Here is a 16271-nt window from a genome sequence, read left to right as displayed (position 1 = left end):
AGGCGTATCTTGAGGGGTCGCTACAGAAGGGGGCGCGCTCATGGCGGTGCGAGGACGTCCACGCGGGTTCGATCGCGCCGCCGCGCTGCGGCTGGCGATGGAGTCGTTCTGGGAGCACGGCTACGAGGGAACGTCCATCGGTGACCTCACCGCGCGGATGGGCATCCGCCCGCCCAGCCTCTACGCGGCCTTCGGGAGCAAGGAGGCGCTGTTCCGCGAGGCCGTCGCCCTCTACGAGGGCATGGAGGGGGAACCGCCGTTGCGGGCGCTGCAGGAGGCCCCTACGGCCATCGGGGGCATCGAGGCGATGCTGCGGGCGAACGTCCGCTCCTACACCACTCCCGGCAGGCCAACGGGCTGCATGGTCGTGCTGGCCGCCACCACGTACACGCCGAGCACCGAGGGGATCCGCGACTTCCTCGCGGAGCAGCGCCGGTCCGGCACGGCGGCCGTGAAGGAGCGGCTCGTGCGGGGGCAGGCCGACGGGGACGTGCCGCCCGGCGCCGACGCCGGTGCGTTGGCCGCCTACGTGATGTCGGTGCAATACGGCCTCTCGCTGCATGCGCGCGACGGCGCCACCCGTGACGAGCTGGACACCGTGGTCGACTGCCTGCTGGCGGGATGGGACGGGGTGGTGGCCGCCCGCGCCGCCGCCGTCGGCACCGGATAGCGTCGCCCGCGTGGCGGAGCACTTCGCGGTGAGCGGTGGTGCCCGGCTCGTCGGCGCCGTCGACGTGGTCGGGGCGAAGAACAGCGTGTTGAAGCTGATGGCGGCGGCGCTGCTGGCCGAGGGCACGACGACGATCACCAACTGCCCCGAGATCCTGGACGTCCCGCTGATGGCCGACGTGCTGCGCAGCCTCGGCTGCACCGTCGAGGTCGAGCACAGCACGGTGACGATCGACGTGCCTGCGCAGCCCGGCGCACAGGCCGACTACGCATCCGTCTCCCGGCTGCGCGCATCGGTCTGCGTGCTCGGGCCCCTTGTCGCCCGGTGCCGTCGCGCCGTGGTGCCACTGCCCGGCGGCGACGCGATCGGCTCCCGCCCGCTCGACATGCACCAGGCCGGTCTGCGCAAGCTCGGCGCGACCACCGAGATCGAGCACGGACGCGTCGTCGCGGAGGCCGAGGAGCTGCGGGGCGCGCAGATCTGGCTCGACTTCCCCAGCGTCGGCGCCACCGAGAACATCCTGATGGCCGCGGTGCTCGCCGACGGCACCACCGTGATCGACAACGCCGCGCGCGAACCGGAGATCGTCGACCTCTGCACGATGCTTCAGCAGATGGGCGCCAAGATCGACGGTGTCGGCACCTCGACGCTCACGGTGCACGGCGTCACGCACCTGCAGCCCACGCGCCACCGCGTGATCGGTGACCGGATCGTCGGCGCCACCTGGGCGTTCGCCGCCGTGATGACCCGCGGTGAGGTCACGGTGCGCGGCGTCGACCCGCACCACATCGACCTGGTGCTGGACAAGCTGCGCTCCGCAGGCGCCGAGACGGACATCGGCACCCAGGAGTTCACGGTGCGGATGGACCGCAGGCCGCTGGCCGTCGACTTCGTGACGCTGCCGTACCCGGGCTTCGCCACCGACCTGCAGCCGATGGCGATCGCGCTGTCCGCGGTGTCCGACGGCACGTCGATGATCACTGAGAACGTGTTCGAGGCCCGCTTCCGGTTCGTCGACGAGATGGTGCGCCTCGGCGCCGATGCCCGCACCGACGGGCACCACGCCGTCGTCAGGGGCGTGGAGCGCCTGTCCAGCGCCCCGGTGTGGGCGAGCGACATCCGGGCGGGCGCGGGACTCGTGCTGGCCGGCCTGTGCGCGGACGGCGTGACCGACGTGTGGGACGTCGAGCACATCGACCGCGGCTACCCGCGGTTCGTCGAGAACCTCAGCGGCCTCGGCGCCGATGTCGCACGCGTGCGGGCGGAGCCGCAGCGTTAGTGTCCCGAACCGGAAGTCCACCACATAACTCGACGGCCCAGCTTCCCGCTGAGCGCACCGGCGAACCGGCCGAGTACGCCCGGTACGAGGCCGGCTCGCCGGCACACCCAGCGGAAACCTGGATCCGCCGATTTATGCACCGGACTTCCGGTTCGGGACACTAGGGGTTGTAGGTGAGCGCAACGACTCCCGTCGAGGTCGGCGTCGCGTCCACGAGCCGCAGCGGGTTCGGCAGCCCGTCGTCGAAGAGCCGCGTGCCGGCGCCGAGGACGACGGGGTGGACGCCGAGGACGAGCTCGTCGACGAGGCCGTGCCGCAGCAGGGTGCGCACGAGCGTGAAGCTGCCGTACGTCAGGATGTCGCCGCCGGGCTCTTCCTTGAGCCGGGCCACGGTACGCGCGGGGTCGCCCGCGACCGCGGTGGCGTTCCACGGCAACGGGCCGTGCAGGGTGTTCGTCACGACGACCTTCGCAATGCGGTGCATCGCCTCGGCGTACGGCCCGGTGTTGTGCGACCAGGCCTTCTCGATGATCTCGTAGGTCCGCCGGCCCAGCAGGAAGGTGTCACTCGCCAGCAGGCTCTGCGTCGCGTGCTCGGCCGAGGCGTCGTCGAAGAAGCCGAGCGCCCAGCCGCCGCGTTCCAGCTCTCCGAACCCGCCCGGGTCCTGGGCCACGCCGTCGAGCGTGACGAAGGTCTGCACGGTGAGCTTGCGCATGAGGGTCTCCGTTCCCGGCCGGACGGTCCGGCTCGAACAGGCAGACCTGGGTCGGATCGGAAAGGAATCGGTACCGGAGGCCGTCCGCTGGTGGTCGCGCTCATGACCGAGGTGGCAACCCCCGAGCCGATACGGGGGAGATCCCTACCCCGGTTCAGGGGCTGCCCCGATGGGCTCGGCGGCCCGTCCACGCCAGGGTAGACGAGTGATCACCGAATGGCTCGACTCGTTCTTCGCGATGATCGACGCGATTCCGATGTGGCAGCTGTACACGGTGGTCGGCGTGCTGTTGGTGCTCGAGACGACCGTGCTGGTCGGACTCGTGACACCGGGGGAGGTCGTCCTGCTCGCCGCGGCGACGACCGTCGGCGGCACGGGGGAGTACCTGGCACTGGCCGCGATCGCGGCGGGGGCCAGCGTCGTCGGGCAGAACGGGGGGTACCTGCTCGGCCGGAGGTTCGGGGGTCGGATCCGGGCGAGCTGGGCCGGTCGCAAGATCGGCGAGGCGAACTGGGTGCGCGCCGAGAGGGTGCTGCGCGGGGGGACGGGCCGTGCGCTCGTCGCGTCGCGGTTCCTCGCCGTCGCCCACTCGCTGGTGCCCGTGATCGCGGGGACGCTGCGCATGCCGTGGGGGCGGTACGCGCGGTACACCGCGCTCGGCGCGGTGCTGTGGGGCCTGGTCTACGTCGGGCTCGGCAGCGCCGCGTCGATCGCGATCCGCAAGTCCGCACACCTGCTCGGGCCGACGGTCACGAGCGTGGTGGTCGCGGCGGTGGTGGTCGCGCTGATCGTGCGGGGGGTGCGCAATCGCAGGCGGCCGACTGGGGAGCCGGTTGTCGGCGACGCGCCGACCGTGGCGATCACCGTGGGGGAAGCGCCCGAGCGGCGCTGACGGACCGGGCGACCGTGGGGGCGGCGCCCGGTCCGGGTGAAGGGGGGAGGAGAGGTGGTCGTGCTCCGGCGACGCGGAGCACGACCACCTCTTCTGTCGTTGCCGCCCGGTCGGGGCGAGAATCGCCCGATGACCGGCGAAGCGCACGCGGCCGAGCGATCGGCGCGGCGGGCGGCCCGCAGCACGCCCGTCAGGATCGGCGCCCGGATCGGGATCGCCGCGTACGGCCTCACGCACCTGCTCGTCGCCTGGCTGGCGCTGCAGATCGCGTTCGGCACCGACGGCGGGGAGCGCGCCGACCAGACGGGGGCGTTCCAGGCAATCGTCCAGCAGCCGCACGGCCGCGTCCTGCTCTGGGGCCTGGTGGTGGGGTTCGCCGCGGTGGCGCTGTGGCGGACGCAGGAGGCCGTCTGGGGGTTCGCCTACGAGTCGGAGCGCACCACCAAGGTGCGTCTGCGCGCGACGAGTGCCGGTAAGGCCGTGATCTTCGCGGTGCTCGCCGTGCTGGCCGCGCGTACCGCAGCAGGCAGCGGCGGTGGCGGCGGCCAGCAGCGGGCGGCGGCGGGCGTGCTCGGGCTGCCCGGTGGGCAGCTGATCGTCGGTGCGGTGGGGCTCGGGGTCCTGGTGACGGGCGCCGTCACCGTCGTCTCGGGGGTGCAGCAGAGGTTCCGCCGCGCCATGAGCCTCCCTGCCGACCGGCGAGCGCGGGAGGCGGCGCTACGCACCGGTCAGGTCGGATTCGTCGCGAAGGGCGTGGCGATCGGGATCGTCGGCGTGCTCGTCGTCATCGCGGCCATCCTGTACCGGCCCGAGGAGGCAGGGCTGGACGCCGCGCTGCGCACGCTGGCCGGGCAGCCGTTCGGGCAGTACCTGCTGGTCGCCATCGCGTTCGGGGTGCTGGCCTACGGCGTCTTCTGCTTCTTCGACGCGCGCTACCACCGGGTCTGACCGACCACCACTCGCGCGTTCGCCAGGTCGGCGGGGAAGACGAGCAGGCGGTAGGCGTCGCCGCCGCGACCGATGGTGGCGCGGATACCGGCGTCGGCGAGGCGGGCGCGCAGCACATGCGCCGCGGCCTCCGTCGGAACCCGGGAGACCTCGGTGAGCAGGCCGTCGCCGGTCGGGTCGTCCGGATCGGGCAGATGTGGCGCGGGTTGGTCCCGGCCCGTGCCGAACGTCCAGCGCAGCGCGAGCAGCACGATCCCGAGCATCAGGAGGGCGCCGAAGATCATGGTGAGCCGGGCGTCTGCCACCGGTCGATTCTCCGCCGGTGTGACCCCGCTCGTGAAGCGGCGCCATGAGGGCTACGCGCCAGTAGCATCGGATTCCTCGCTCATCTCGACGCGGAGGTGCCCGGTGCCGTACCCGACCGACCGTGAGCGCGACCGCCCCTGGGTGATCCGGACGTACGCGGGTCACTCGTCAGCGAAGAAGTCGAACGCGCTCTACCGCCGCAACCTGGCCAAGGGGCAGACCGGGCTCTCGGTCGCCTTCGACCTGCCCACGCAGACCGGCTACGACCCCGACGACGAGCTCGCGAAGGGTGAGGTCGGCAAGGTCGGGGTGCCGGTGAGCCACATCGGGGACATGCGCACGCTCTTCGACGGCATCCCGATGGCCGAGGCCAACACGTCGATGACGATCAACGCGCCCGCGATGTGGTTGCTCGCCCTGTACGTCGCGGTGGCCGACGAGCACGGCGCCCCCCGCGACGAGCTCGCGGGCACCACGCAGAACGACATCGTGAAGGAGTACCTGTCCCGCGGCACCTACGTGTTCCCGCCGGCGCCGAGCATGCGCCTGATCTCGGACACGATCGCATGGTCGGTGCAGAACATCCCGAAGTGGAACCCGATCAACATCTGTAGCTACCACCTGCAGGAGGCCGGGGCGACACCCCCTCAGGAGCTGGCGTACGCCCTGTCGACGGCCATCGCCGTGCTGGACGCGGTGCGCGACTCCGGTCAGGTGCCACAGGAGCGGTTCGGCGATGTCGTCGGGCGCATGTCGTTCTTCGTGAACGCGGGGCTGCGGTTCGTCGAGGAGATGTGCAAGATGCGCGCCCTCGCCCGGCTCTGGGACGAGATCACGCGCGAGCGCTACGGCGTAGCGGACCCGAAGCAGCGGCGGCTGCGCTACGGCGTGCAGGTCAACTCGCTCGGGCTCACCGAGGCGCAGCCGGAGAACAACGTGCAGCGCATCGTGCTCGAGATGCTCGCCGTCACGCTCTCCCGCGACGCAAGGGCCCGGGCGATTCAGCTGCCCGCCTGGAACGAGGCGCTCGGTCTGCCCCGTCCGTGGGACCAGCAGTGGGCACTGCGCATGCAGCAGGTGCTGGCCTACGAGACCGACCTGCTCGAGTACGAGGACCTCTTCGACGGTAGCCGGGTGGTCGAGGCGAAGGTGGCCGAGCTCGTCGAGGGCGCCCGCGCCGAGATCGACCGGGTGCAGGAGATGGGCGGGGCGGTCGCCGCCGTCGAGTCCGGCTACATCAAGGGGCGGCTGGTGAGTGCGCTCGCCGAGCGACGCAGGCGCATCGAGGCGGGCGAGGACGTCGTCATCGGCGTCAACCGGTTCCAGGCCACCGAGCCGAGCCCGCTGCAGGCGGAGGGGGCCGCGGCGATCGAGACGGTCGACCCGGCCACCGAGGCAGCCGCGATCGAGGCGCTCCGCGCGTGGCGGGCGGGCCGGGACGCCGCCGCCGTCGATTCCGCGCTGGACGCGCTGCGCGACGCGGCGAAGACGGACACGAACCTCATGGGCGCCTCGATCTCCTGCGCGAAGGTCGGCGTCACCACCGGCGAGTGGGCACGGGTGCTGCGGGAGGTGTTCGGCGAGTTCCGGGCGCCCACCGGGGTGTCGGCCGCCGTGGTCGGCGGCTCAGCGGCCGGCGAGATCGTCGAGGTGCGCGAGCGGGTGCGGGCGGCGGGCGAGACGATCGGGTCGCGCCTGCGGATGCTGGTGGGCAAGCCCGGCCTCGACGGGCACTCCAACGGCGCGGAGCAGGTGGCCGTGCGGGCCCGCGACGTCGGGTTCGAGGTGGTCTACCAGGGCATCCGGCTGACGCCGGCCCAGATCGTGGCCGCGGCCGTGCAGGAGGGCGTGCACGTGGTCGGGCTGTCGGTGCTCTCCGGTTCGCACCTGGAGGTCGTGCCCGCCGTGGTCGACGGCCTGCGCGCCGCGGGCGCCGACGACGTGCCGGTGGTCGTCGGCGGGATCATCCCGGCCGAGGACGCCGCGGAGCTGCGCGAGCGCGGGGTGGCGGCGGTGTTCACGCCGAAGGATTACCAGCTCACGGCGATGATGGATGAGATCGTCTCGCTCGTGCTGGCCGCGCACGACGCGGGCTGAGCAGGGTCCAGAGGCCGACGCCCGCGACGCGGACGGTGGTGGGACGGTATTACGAAAGATCGACGCTAGTGCCTCATCAAGGAAGGTCGGCGCTGTAATGGCGCTGGCTTGATCTGCCACGTTTGGGGCCGGGAGGCTGTCGGCCGGAGGTGGTGATGGCACGGCAGCCTGAGGTGTTCGTCCGCGCGTTGGAGCCGGCGGAGGCCCAACGTCTGGTCAAGATCACGAGGACGGCGAAGGATCGGGTGCGGCTGCGGCGGGCCGGGATCGTGCTGGCCTCGGTGCAGGGGCGCAGCGCGGCGGACGCGGCCACGATGTTTGCCGCGACGACCCAGTACGCGCGGGAGGTGATCCACGCGTTCAACGAGCTGGGGTTCGCGGCTTTGGACCCAAAATGGAGCGGGGGCCGACCTCGTAGGTTTGGCCCCGCGGTCCGCGAGATCGTGTGCCGGGTAGCCAAGGCCTCGCCGCAGCAGCTGGGCCGCCCGTTCACGGTCTGGAGCCTGTCCAAGCTGGTGGAGCACCTGGGTGAGTACCACCGGGTCGTCATCAGCACCGAGACGGTGCGCGCGATCCTGCGCGAGGCCGGGATCCGCTGGCAGGCCACCAAGACCTGGAAGGGCAGCCGGGACCCGGACTTCGCGCCGAAGATGGCCCGGATCCTGGATCTCTACGACAACCCACCCGCGGATGGGCGGGTGATCTGCGTCGATGAGTTCGGGCCGCTGAACCTGATGCCTCGCCCGGGTCGGGGCTGGTTCCGTAAAGGTCAGCCGGCCCGGCAACGGGCGACCTACACCCGCACGGCCGGGGTGCGGCACATGTTCGGCGCGCTGGACCTGTCCTCGGGGCAGATGTTCTACCGGTTCCGAGACCGCAAGCGCTGGCAGGAGTTCCTCGGCTTCCTCCGGCAGCTTCGGACCAGGTTCCCGACCGGGCGGCTGTATGTGGTGTGTGACAACTTCTCGCCGCACAAGAAGAGCGAGGTCGCCGACTGGTGTGCCGATCATGACGTCGAGTTGGTGTTCACCCCGTCCAACGCGTCCTGGCTGAACTGGATCGAGTCGGAGTTCACCGCGCTGCGCTACTTCACCCTCGACGGCAGCGACTACCCCTCCCGCGCCGCCCAAGAGACCGCGATCGCCGGCTACATCCGCTGGGCCAACCGCCGCGCCAAGCCCAAGCGGCGCTTCGCGGTCGACTCCAAGATCCGCCGACCTGATTACCTACCCAACGTTGCCTGACGCGGCACTAGCTAGTGCGGCTTGACGGACATGATAAGGAAGACCATTCCGGGGAGAGGTACTTCCGTCCAGTAGGATCGGATGTGCCCGCCAGCCTCGTATCCTCGGCCCACGGCCAGCGCCTCATTTATGCTCTGGTACGGCCCGAGTTGGCAATTGAACCCGCCGTCCGGAGCATTCTCATTTGTGTCATAGCAGTCTTCCCGGTTGGGGTGAGCATAGGCCGGTGTTGCCCCTCCTATTAGGGTGCCTGCGGTTACCGCAGTGGAAAGGGTGATGGCGGATAGTGTGCGCATGGATCCTCTCTCCGGACCGGTGAGCCAGATGCCTAGCTTGACTACCAGGGGGGCATCGGTTGGTCAACTCGTCGTTCGGTTGCGATGAGGATCAAAGCTCCTCATGTCACTGTGAAGCGAAACCGATTCGGCCTGGTAGCGACCCTCGACGTGCTGACTCGCAACAGGCCGGGGCGGCCGCCGGCCAAAGACCAAGAAATTTGCAATAGTGAACGCTCGAGGTCATCCGGTCGCTACCGTGGTGGATGTGACCGCACCGCCAGCGACATAGAGGCGTGGTTGGACGGATAACGGCGGATCAGTCGCATACCGGCGTGGTGGAGGGGTACGTGTGGTTCGGCGATCACCGTGTCCCTGGTGAATCCGTACTCGGATGGGAGTGTGAGGCGAAGTCAGCGGACGCCGTTCTCTCCCGGGTCCTCCCGCTCGCCGCGGCGGCTGAAGTACCTCAAGCCGGGGATGCCCTGGATCGCCTGGCGCACCTGCTTGAGCTGTTCGAGCAGCTCGTGGACGTCCGGGCCGACGCGGTCGAGGGTGGCGAGGATCGGCATGATGTCGCGCTCCATGTGCTCGGTGAGTTGCGGCAGCTGGTCGACGATCCGGATCGCGGCGTGCACCTCCTCCTCGGAGAACTCCTCGACGAACCGCTGTGCGAGCGGGGCGGCCTGGCGTGCGATCGGTTGGTATACGGCGAGCAGCTCGGAGGCGCCATCCGCCGCGCCCGCCGCCTGGTCGACAACGGCGCCCGCGCGGTCGGCCACCGCGGTGGCCTTGCCGATCACCACGCCCGCGTCGTCGGCCACCCCGCCCGCGGTGGCGACGATCGTGCGCGCGTCCTCCGCGACGGTGCCGGCCCCGGCCACGACGACCGCGGCCTCGTCGGCAACGGTGCCCGCCTTCTCCACGAGGACCGCGGCACCATCGGCGACCCCGTCCGCCCTGGCCACGAGCCCGGCGGCGCCGTCGGCGACCCCGCTCGCACGTGCCACGAGCCCGGCCGCGTCCTCGGCGACCCCGCCTGCGTGCGCCACCAACGCGGTCGCGGCGTCGGAGACGGTACGGACGTCGGCCAGCAGGGCGTCCACGGTGCGGACCATGCCGTCGGCGTCGCGGAGGACCTCGTCGACCCGCGTCACCGCGGCCTGCACCGTGCCCAGCAGCTCGTCGACGGACCGCATGATCCCGTCGGTGCGATCGACGATGACGTCGGCGCGGTCGGCAACGGCGGTGATCCGCTGCACCAGCCCGTCGGCCTCGTCGAGCAGGCCGGCCACCCGCGCCGGAAGGGAGGAGACCACCTGCACGGCCTCGTCGCTCCACCCGACCACGGCCCGGGCGCCCGCGATGACGTCGGACGGTCCGACCCAGACCGGTAGCCCGGCGATGCGCAACATGCCCCGATCCTGTCGCATCCGGCGGCACCCGGCTTGCCGGCATGCCCTGCGCGCCGCGACGAAAAGGCGCAGGATGTACCCGCTCGGGCCAGCGGCCAAGGCATCCGAACGGGTGATACACGAGAAAGGTCTGCTCCTCGTTGCGGTCACGTAACGAGTCGGTGGCCTGGTCCGCCCGAGTGGCGGTGAGTCGGACGCGATCACCTACGTTCGGATGTCAACGTCGGCGACCGGAGGGGGCCGCCACCCGACCGAAGGAGAACCTCATGACGCAGCGAGGCTGGAGCAGGCGCGATTTCCTTCGCCGGACGGCGACGGCCGGAGCGGTGGCGATCGGCGGGGGGACGGCGCTGTCGGCTTGTCAGGCGGTTCCGCAGGGCGGTGGCCAGGGCGGGGCAGGCGGCGCCCTGGAGCGTGCCCGGCAAGCCGGAACGATCAACATCGGCATCGCAGGTGAACAGCCGTACGGCTTCACGTCGCCAGAGGGCGACGTCACCGGTGAGGCTCCTGAGGTGGCCCGCGCCGTGATGCAGGCCCTCGGGATCGCTGACGTGCAGGCCCAGCAGGTCGAGTTCAGCGCGCTCATCCCGTCGCTGAACGCGAACCGGTACGACATGGTCTGCGCAGGCATGAACATCACCCCCGAGCGATGCGGGCAGGCCGCCTTCTCGATCCCTGACTACTCGGCGCTCACCGCGTTCATGGTCCCGACGGGCAACCCGCAGCAGGTGGCGAAGTTCGAAGATGTGGCAGCCAAGAACCTTCAGCTCGGCGTGCTCGGTGCAGCCGTCGAGCAGGACTACGCGGAGGCGGCCGGCGTCACGAACATCCAGGTGTTCGAGACGCAGAACGCGCTGCTGCAGGCCGTCACCGACGGGCGGGTCTACTGTGCCGCGCTCACCGACATCTCCCTCAAGTGGCTGACCACCGAGCTCAACCCGGGTGCTCCGGTGGAGGTGACGACCGGCTTCACACCGGTCGTCAACGGCGAGGAGGTTGTCTCGGCCGGTGGCTTCGTGTTCCGGCAGGCCGACAACGACCTCCGCGAGGCTTTCAACACGGAGCTCGCGAAGCTGCACGACAGCGGGCGCTGGGTGGAGATCGCCACGCCCTTCGGCTTCTCCGAGGCCAACCTGCCGGCCGATGACCTGACCACCGAGCAACTCTGCTCGGCCTGACCATGTTCGACGACATCGGCACGTTCCTTCGCGTGCTGACGCCGGGGATCCCGGTCACGGTGATGGCGACGGTCGGCGGTATCGCGCTGACGATCGTGCTGGCGCTCGCCGCTGGGCTGGGCATGCTCTCGCCGTCACGCACCGTGCGGGTGATCAGCCGGATCTACGTGGAAGGGCTGCGCGGCACCTCGGAGGTCGTGCAGCTGTTCTGGATCTTCTTCGCGCTGCCGCTGCTCGTCGGGTTCCAGCTCGTGCCGATCTGGGCGGGCATCCTCGTTCTCGGCCTGAATCACGGCGCGTACGGCGCAGAGATCGTGAGAGGCGCCATCCAGTCGGTGCCGCGGGCGCAGTACGAGGGCGCGATGGCGCTCAGCCTGAGCCCGACGCAGCGGATGCGCCGCGTGATCCTTCCGCAGGCCGTGGTCGAGATGATCCCGCCGTTCAACACGCTGTTCATCCAGCTGCTCAAGAGCACGGCGTTGCTGTCGTTCGTCGCGATCAACGAGATCACCAACCTGGCCAACCAGCGGCTCGTGTCGAACTTCCAACAAGAACTTCCGCTCGTGTGGCTGGTCGTGCTCGTGCTGTACCTCCTGCTGGCGTTGGTGATCACAACGGTGATGCGGCTACTCGAGTCCGCCGCGTCAGCCCGGGTGGGCCGGAAGCCGTCGGCGCGGGCGCGGGCAGCGGCGAAGACGACGGCAGGAGTCGTCTGATGGGATGGGACTGGTCATTCGCCGCCGAGGTTCTGCCAGCGCTCCTGCAGGGACTGGTTCTCACCCTGCAACTGACAGTGCTCGGATCGCTCTTCGCGTTCAGCCTCGGGCTCGTGCTCGCCATGCTGCTGCGTGGCCCATGGCCGATCGCCATCGTGGTGCGTGGGTTCATCGAGTTCGTGCGCAGCACCCCCCTGCTGGTGCAGGTGTTCTTCCTGTTCTACGTGCTGCCCGACATCGGGATCCTGATCCCACCGTTCGCCACCGGCGTGATCGCGCTCGGCCTGCACTACGCCACCTACACAGCAGACGTCTACCGGGCCGGCATCGATGCCGTGCCTCCTGGACAATGGGAAGCCGCCACGGCGCTCAGCCTTCCCCGGTCGCGGGTCTGGACCGGCGTCGTGCTGCCCCAGGCGATCCCGCGGGTGCTTCCGGCGCTGGGGAACTACGTGATCTCGATGTTCAAGGAGACGCCGATTCTCATCGCGATCACCCTCCTCGACATCGTCGGCTGGGCACGTGAGGCTGGTGGTCGTACGTTCAGCTACGACGAGCCCTACACCATCGCTGGGCTGCTCTTCCTGGCCTTGAGCTACCCAGCGTCACTGCTGGTCCGGAGATTGGAGCGCCGTGTCGGCACCATCTGAACCGATGATCGTGTTCGACGGGGTCGAGAAGCGATTCGGCGACAACGTCGTGCTGTCCGACCTCGCCTTCACGGTCGCGCCGGGGGAGCATGTCACGCTGATCGGGCCGTCCGGATCGGGCAAGACGACGATCCTGCGACTCTTGATGTGCCTGGAGTCGGTCACGGAGGGCACGATCCAGGTCGCAGGCAAGTACCTGTCGCACATGGAGAGGGGCGGCAAACTCGTCCCGGCCGATGAGAAGCACAGCCGCGAGGTGCGCAAGCGCATCGGGATGGTATTCCAGCAGTTCAACCTGTTCCCGAACATGACCGTCCGTGGCAACCTCATCGAGGCGCCCACTCGGGTGCTCGGCCTGTCCAAGGACGAGGCGAACGCGCGGGCGAAGGAGCTGCTCGACCTGGTCGGGCTTGGGGAGAAGATCGACGAGCACCCGTCGCGGCTCTCGGGTGGGCAGCAGCAGCGGGTTGCCATCGCGCGGGCGCTCGCCATGCAGCCCGACGTCCTGCTGCTCGACGAGGTGACCTCGGCGCTGGACCCGGAGCTGGTGGCGGGAGTACTCAAGCTGCTGCAGGACATCGGGGAGACCACGGACATCACGATCCTCTGCGTCACCCACGAGATGGGCTTCGCCCGCGATTTCTCGCATCGGGTGATGATGTTCGACGGCGGGAAGGTGATCGAGGATGCGCCGCCGGGGAAGCTGTTCTCAGAGCCGGAGAACCCACGGACCCAAGAGTTCCTGAAGGCCGTGCTCGCGCACTAGTGGTTCCGACCGGAACCCACGAGAGGTGTGTCTGTATATCGCCTTTTCGCGGGACGCGCTTGATCGAACGCCGTTGGTGACGCTCCGTGATCTTCGCTACGCCGCAGGGGTGGTTGCTCGTCGCTGGCTGTCCGCGGATCTTGACTCTGCGTGGAAGATCTCGGACAGTCGGTGCGAATCAACGGCCCGCGGGAGAATCAGATGGTCCACAGGATGTGGAAGCTGGGCGCTTGCGTTGCGGCTCTCGTGACGGTGGTGGCGGTGGGAACTGCCGGTCGAGCGGAAGCTTTCGAGCAAACCGGCTTCGTTACCTCGATCTGGTGCGATGACATCCTTGCAGTTCGCGCCGACGGTGTGGGCTTCCTCGAAATCGAGTGGCGGGAGGTCGAGGAGCCGACTATGCACATCTACAAAGACGATAGTGGGCCATGGGCCTTCACCAGGCATTACCGGGAGCTGGTGCTCTACAATGAGCAGCAGGTCGTATATCGCGTGACTGCTCGCGATATAGAGCAAATAGGCCGTGAAGGTCAACTTTTTGAGCAGTATAGTTACTGTCCATACGACCTTCCCGAATAATCATGACGAGTGCTGTGTACAGCTGACTGTGGAAAGTGTCGGACGAGAGTCGGCGCTCAGGCGGGCCGGCAGAGCGCGGCCGTCGTCAGATCCGGCGGCGGCAGGTTCTCGCGCGTGAACCCGAACGGCTCCGTGACCCGCAGCCACTCGCCCGAGGCCTGCATCGCCGCGAGCTCCCGGTCGAAGGCGGTGAGCAGGTCGGTCTCCCCGATGCGGACCGCGAAGGCGGCGCCGGGGACGACGGGGCGGCCGCCCACGACGGGCTCGACGGCGTCGGTGACCGCCAGCCCCGATCCGGGGTTGCGGCGCAGCACGTCCACCAGCGAGATCCGGGTGAGTGCCCCCGCGGCCACGCGCTCGTCGGCCACTGCGCGAAACAACTCCGACTGGCTGGAGACGATCTCCAGCTGGTCGTCCGGCACGCCGGCCGCGCGGGCGTAGTCGATCTCGATCGCACTGGCGAGGACGGCGAGCCGAGCGCGGGAGCGGGCGACGTCGCGGAAGGACTCGAGCCGCCGCGGGTTGCCCTCGTGGACCAGGAACGCGGGGAACGCCACGAAGTCGGGGCGGGTGAAGGCGATCTCGCGGCAGCGGTCGGGGGTCACCGACATCCCGGCCGCCACGAGGTCGAACTGCCCGTCGCGAAGCCGGGCGACGAGCTCGTTGAAGGGGACCTGCACCGCGTCGAGCCCTGGCACCCCGATGCGCTCGAGCACGATGCGGGCCACCTCCGGTTGCGCACCGGTGACCCGGCCGTCGGCGTCCGCGTAGGAGTAGGGGTGCTCGCCGGAGATCCCGATCCGGATCGCGCCGTCGGCGCGGGCCCGCTCCAGCGCGCTGCCCGCGGGCCGGCTACACGCCACGAGCGCGCCTGCTGGGACCGTGAGCGCGAGGAGTCGCCGTCGGGAGAGCATCGCGAGCAGCGTAGGGGCCGGGCCTGCCGGTGCTGATCTCAGTCCGGCCAGACGGGCTGCCGCTTCTCCATGAACGCCGCCATGCCCTCCTTCGCGCCCGGCGTCTGCGACATCGACGCCATGACCTCGAGGGCGATGGCGTACGCGTCGGCCTCGGGCCGGTCGAGCTGGGCGTAGAGGGTCTGCTTGCCGACGGCCTTGGCGAACCGGCTGCCCCGGGTGGCGCGGGCGAGCAGCTCGTCGACGCGGGCGTCGAGCTCGGCGTCGGGCACCGCGTAGTTGATCAGACCCCATTCGGCGGCCGTCCTGGCATCGATCGGGTCCCCGGTGAACGCCATCTCCATCAACCGCTTGCGGCCGACGTTGCGAGCGACCGGCACGGCGGGGGTGTGGCAGAACCAGCCGCCCTTGCCACCCGGGATCGCGAAGGAAGCCGACTCGCAGGCGACGGCGAGATCGCAGGACGCCACGAGCTGGCAGCCGGCGGCGGTTGCGATCGCGTGGACGCGGGCGATCACGACCTGCGGAACCGACTCGATCGTGCGCATCAACCGGGTGCACAGCTGCAGCAGGTCGCGCACGCCTGCGAGGTCGCGGGCGGCGACGTCCGCGAAGTCGTGGCCCGCTGAGAAGGCCTTGCCTTCGCCGGCAAGCACGATGCCGGTGGCGTCGGAGCGCCCCGCCGCCTCGAAGGCGTCGAGCAGCTCACGCATGTGGGCTTCGGTGAGCGTGTTGCGCCGCTCCGGTCGGTTCATCGTGATCCGGACGGTTGCCCCGTCCTGCTTCACCAGCAGGTGCTCGTAGTCGCCCATGTCCCGACGGTAGCCCGGGGTTGCCGCGCCTGCCGACCCATCGTAAGGTGACCGCATGACTGGATGAGCAAATCTGGTCACAGAGTTCTGAGGGGACGGCATGGCGGCACCCGAACTGCGCGTCGAGCGGGTGCTCGACAGCGCGGCCGAACTGCTGGTGCGGTGGGGCTACCAGCGGGTGACGATCGACGACGTCGCTCGGCACGCCGGCATCGGCAAGGGCACCGTCTACCTGCACTTCCGGTCCAAGGATGCGCTCTTCCTCTCCGTGCTGATCCGGGTGCACCGCGAGATCGTGCTGCGGATCGCCGACCGGATGGAGGCGGACGCGCGCGAGGTGCTGCCGAGCCGCCTGATGCGGCACGTCTTCGAGGAGATGACGGCGGACCCGGTGGCGCGCTCCCTCTACATGGGTGACGCGGAGGTGCTCGGCAGGCTCGTGCACGAGGCCGGCGACACCCTCGGCGAGTTCATCGCGCGCCGCCAGCAGGCCGCGGTCGAGCACATCCGCCTGCTGGCCGACGGCGGCTGCCTGCGTCCCGGGCTCGACGCCGAATCCGCGCTGTACGCGTTCTCCGCGGTTGGCACGGGCTTCATGGTGATCGACGGGATGGGCACCGGGATCCCGCAGCTGGACGTCGCCGCGCGCGCCGACCTGCTCGAACGCACCCTCGCCGCGGCCCTCGAGGTACCCGACCCGCCTGCCGCCGTGCTCGAGCGGATCGCACCCGGCATCGCGCAGCGCTACCGGGCGCTGCTCGTACACATCGACGACGAATGGAACCGCCGCGTCCGCTGACGCCGGATCCAGGAGA

The 16271-nt window shown here is 69.9% G+C and carries 17 protein-coding genes; 12 read left to right on the top strand and 5 right to left on the bottom strand.

Annotated elements, in window-relative coordinates:
- The first annotated feature begins 40 nt into the window (after positions 1 to 40).
- Both K1T35_RS40780 and murA read left to right on the top strand, forming a co-directional pair.
- The gene (locus K1T35_RS40780; protein WP_220257022.1) at positions 41 to 670 is read left to right on the top strand and encodes a TetR/AcrR family transcriptional regulator; all 630 of its coding nucleotides are present in this window, start codon (positions 41 to 43) and stop codon (positions 668 to 670) included.
- A gap of 10 nt (positions 671 to 680) precedes the next feature.
- Positions 681 to 1949, top strand: coding sequence for a UDP-N-acetylglucosamine 1-carboxyvinyltransferase (murA, locus tag K1T35_RS40775; RefSeq protein ID WP_220257021.1), 1269 nt, complete (start codon positions 681 to 683; stop codon positions 1947 to 1949).
- A gap of 160 nt (positions 1950 to 2109) precedes the next feature.
- Here murA and K1T35_RS40770 read toward each other — a convergent pair whose 3' ends face one another.
- Positions 2110 to 2664, bottom strand: a complete 555-nt coding sequence (locus K1T35_RS40770) for a dihydrofolate reductase family protein (RefSeq protein ID WP_220257020.1) — start codon at positions 2662 to 2664, stop codon at positions 2110 to 2112.
- Between the two features lie 205 nt (positions 2665 to 2869).
- On the opposite strand from K1T35_RS40770, the gene K1T35_RS40765 reads away from it, so the two are divergent.
- Together K1T35_RS40765 and K1T35_RS40760 are read left to right on the top strand one after the other, a co-directional pair.
- On the top strand, positions 2870 to 3556 hold the full coding sequence (locus K1T35_RS40765) for a DedA family protein (protein WP_220257019.1): 687 nt from the start codon (positions 2870 to 2872) through the stop codon (positions 3554 to 3556).
- 129 nt (positions 3557 to 3685) lie between these two features.
- Positions 3686 to 4504, top strand: coding sequence for a DUF1206 domain-containing protein (locus K1T35_RS40760; protein WP_220257018.1), 819 nt, complete (start codon positions 3686 to 3688; stop codon positions 4502 to 4504).
- Here the strand turns inward: K1T35_RS40760 and K1T35_RS40755 are convergent.
- The gene (locus K1T35_RS40755; RefSeq protein WP_255621254.1) at positions 4489 to 4809 is read right to left on the bottom strand and encodes a hypothetical protein; all 321 of its coding nucleotides are present in this window, start codon (positions 4807 to 4809) and stop codon (positions 4489 to 4491) included. The two genes, K1T35_RS40760 and K1T35_RS40755, sit on opposite strands and share 16 nt — an antisense overlap.
- A gap of 103 nt (positions 4810 to 4912) precedes the next feature.
- Between K1T35_RS40755 and K1T35_RS40750 the strand changes: the two genes are divergently transcribed.
- A complete protein-coding gene (locus K1T35_RS40750) occupies positions 4913 to 6907 on the top strand; it encodes a protein meaA (RefSeq protein WP_220257017.1) in 1995 nt (664 codons plus the stop codon).
- Positions 6908 to 7062: 155 nt separating this feature from the next.
- On the top strand, positions 7063 to 8151 hold the full coding sequence (locus K1T35_RS40745) for an IS630 family transposase (protein ID WP_220257016.1): 1089 nt from the start codon (positions 7063 to 7065) through the stop codon (positions 8149 to 8151).
- A gap of 688 nt (positions 8152 to 8839) precedes the next feature.
- On the opposite strand, the gene K1T35_RS40740 is transcribed toward K1T35_RS40745, so the two are convergent.
- Positions 8840 to 9841, bottom strand: coding sequence for a hypothetical protein (locus K1T35_RS40740; RefSeq protein WP_220257015.1), 1002 nt, complete (start codon positions 9839 to 9841; stop codon positions 8840 to 8842).
- Positions 9842 to 10107: 266 nt separating this feature from the next.
- On the opposite strand from K1T35_RS40740, the gene ehuB reads away from it, so the two are divergent.
- From ehuB to K1T35_RS40715, 5 genes are all read left to right on the top strand, one after another.
- Positions 10108 to 11019, top strand: a complete 912-nt coding sequence (gene ehuB / locus K1T35_RS40735; protein WP_220263166.1) for an ectoine/hydroxyectoine ABC transporter substrate-binding protein EhuB — start codon at positions 10108 to 10110, stop codon at positions 11017 to 11019.
- Positions 11020 to 11021: 2 nt separating this feature from the next.
- Entirely contained in the window at positions 11022 to 11735 is a 714-nt protein-coding gene (locus K1T35_RS40730; RefSeq protein ID WP_220257014.1) for an amino acid ABC transporter permease, read from the top strand.
- Positions 11735 to 12385 carry an ectoine/hydroxyectoine ABC transporter permease subunit EhuD gene (gene ehuD / locus K1T35_RS40725; protein WP_220257013.1) on the top strand — a complete coding sequence of 217 codons (651 nt, stop codon included), beginning with the start codon at positions 11735 to 11737 and terminating at the stop codon, positions 12383 to 12385. Before K1T35_RS40730 ends, ehuD begins: the two co-directional genes overlap by 1 nt.
- Positions 12386 to 12389: 4 nt before the next feature.
- The gene (gene ehuA / locus K1T35_RS40720) at positions 12390 to 13151 is read left to right on the top strand and encodes an ectoine/hydroxyectoine ABC transporter ATP-binding protein EhuA (RefSeq protein WP_220257012.1); all 762 of its coding nucleotides are present in this window, start codon (positions 12390 to 12392) and stop codon (positions 13149 to 13151) included.
- Between the two features lie 213 nt (positions 13152 to 13364).
- Positions 13365 to 13730 carry a hypothetical protein gene (locus tag K1T35_RS40715; RefSeq protein ID WP_220257011.1) on the top strand — a complete coding sequence of 122 codons (366 nt, stop codon included), beginning with the start codon at positions 13365 to 13367 and terminating at the stop codon, positions 13728 to 13730.
- A 56-nt stretch (positions 13731 to 13786) separates the two neighbouring features.
- On the opposite strand, the gene K1T35_RS40710 is transcribed toward K1T35_RS40715, so the two are convergent.
- Both K1T35_RS40710 and K1T35_RS40705 read right to left on the bottom strand, forming a co-directional pair.
- A complete protein-coding gene (locus tag K1T35_RS40710) occupies positions 13787 to 14644 on the bottom strand; it encodes a transporter substrate-binding domain-containing protein (RefSeq protein WP_220257010.1) in 858 nt (285 codons plus the stop codon).
- A 38-nt stretch (positions 14645 to 14682) separates the two neighbouring features.
- Positions 14683 to 15456 (bottom strand): enoyl-CoA hydratase-related protein, encoded by a 774-nt coding sequence (locus K1T35_RS40705; RefSeq protein WP_220257009.1) that lies wholly within the window; start codon positions 15454 to 15456, stop codon positions 14683 to 14685.
- A 100-nt stretch (positions 15457 to 15556) separates the two neighbouring features.
- Between K1T35_RS40705 and K1T35_RS40700 the strand changes: the two genes are divergently transcribed.
- The gene (locus K1T35_RS40700) at positions 15557 to 16255 is read left to right on the top strand and encodes a TetR/AcrR family transcriptional regulator (RefSeq protein WP_220257008.1); all 699 of its coding nucleotides are present in this window, start codon (positions 15557 to 15559) and stop codon (positions 16253 to 16255) included.
- Positions 16256 to 16271: the final 16 nt, after the last annotated feature.

This window comes from Pseudonocardia sp. DSM 110487 (assembly GCF_019468565.1).
Taxonomy (GTDB): domain Bacteria; phylum Actinomycetota; class Actinomycetes; order Mycobacteriales; family Pseudonocardiaceae; genus Pseudonocardia.
The sequence above is the reverse complement of the archived record's forward strand: the minus strand, read 5'-3'. Positions and strand labels throughout refer to the sequence as shown.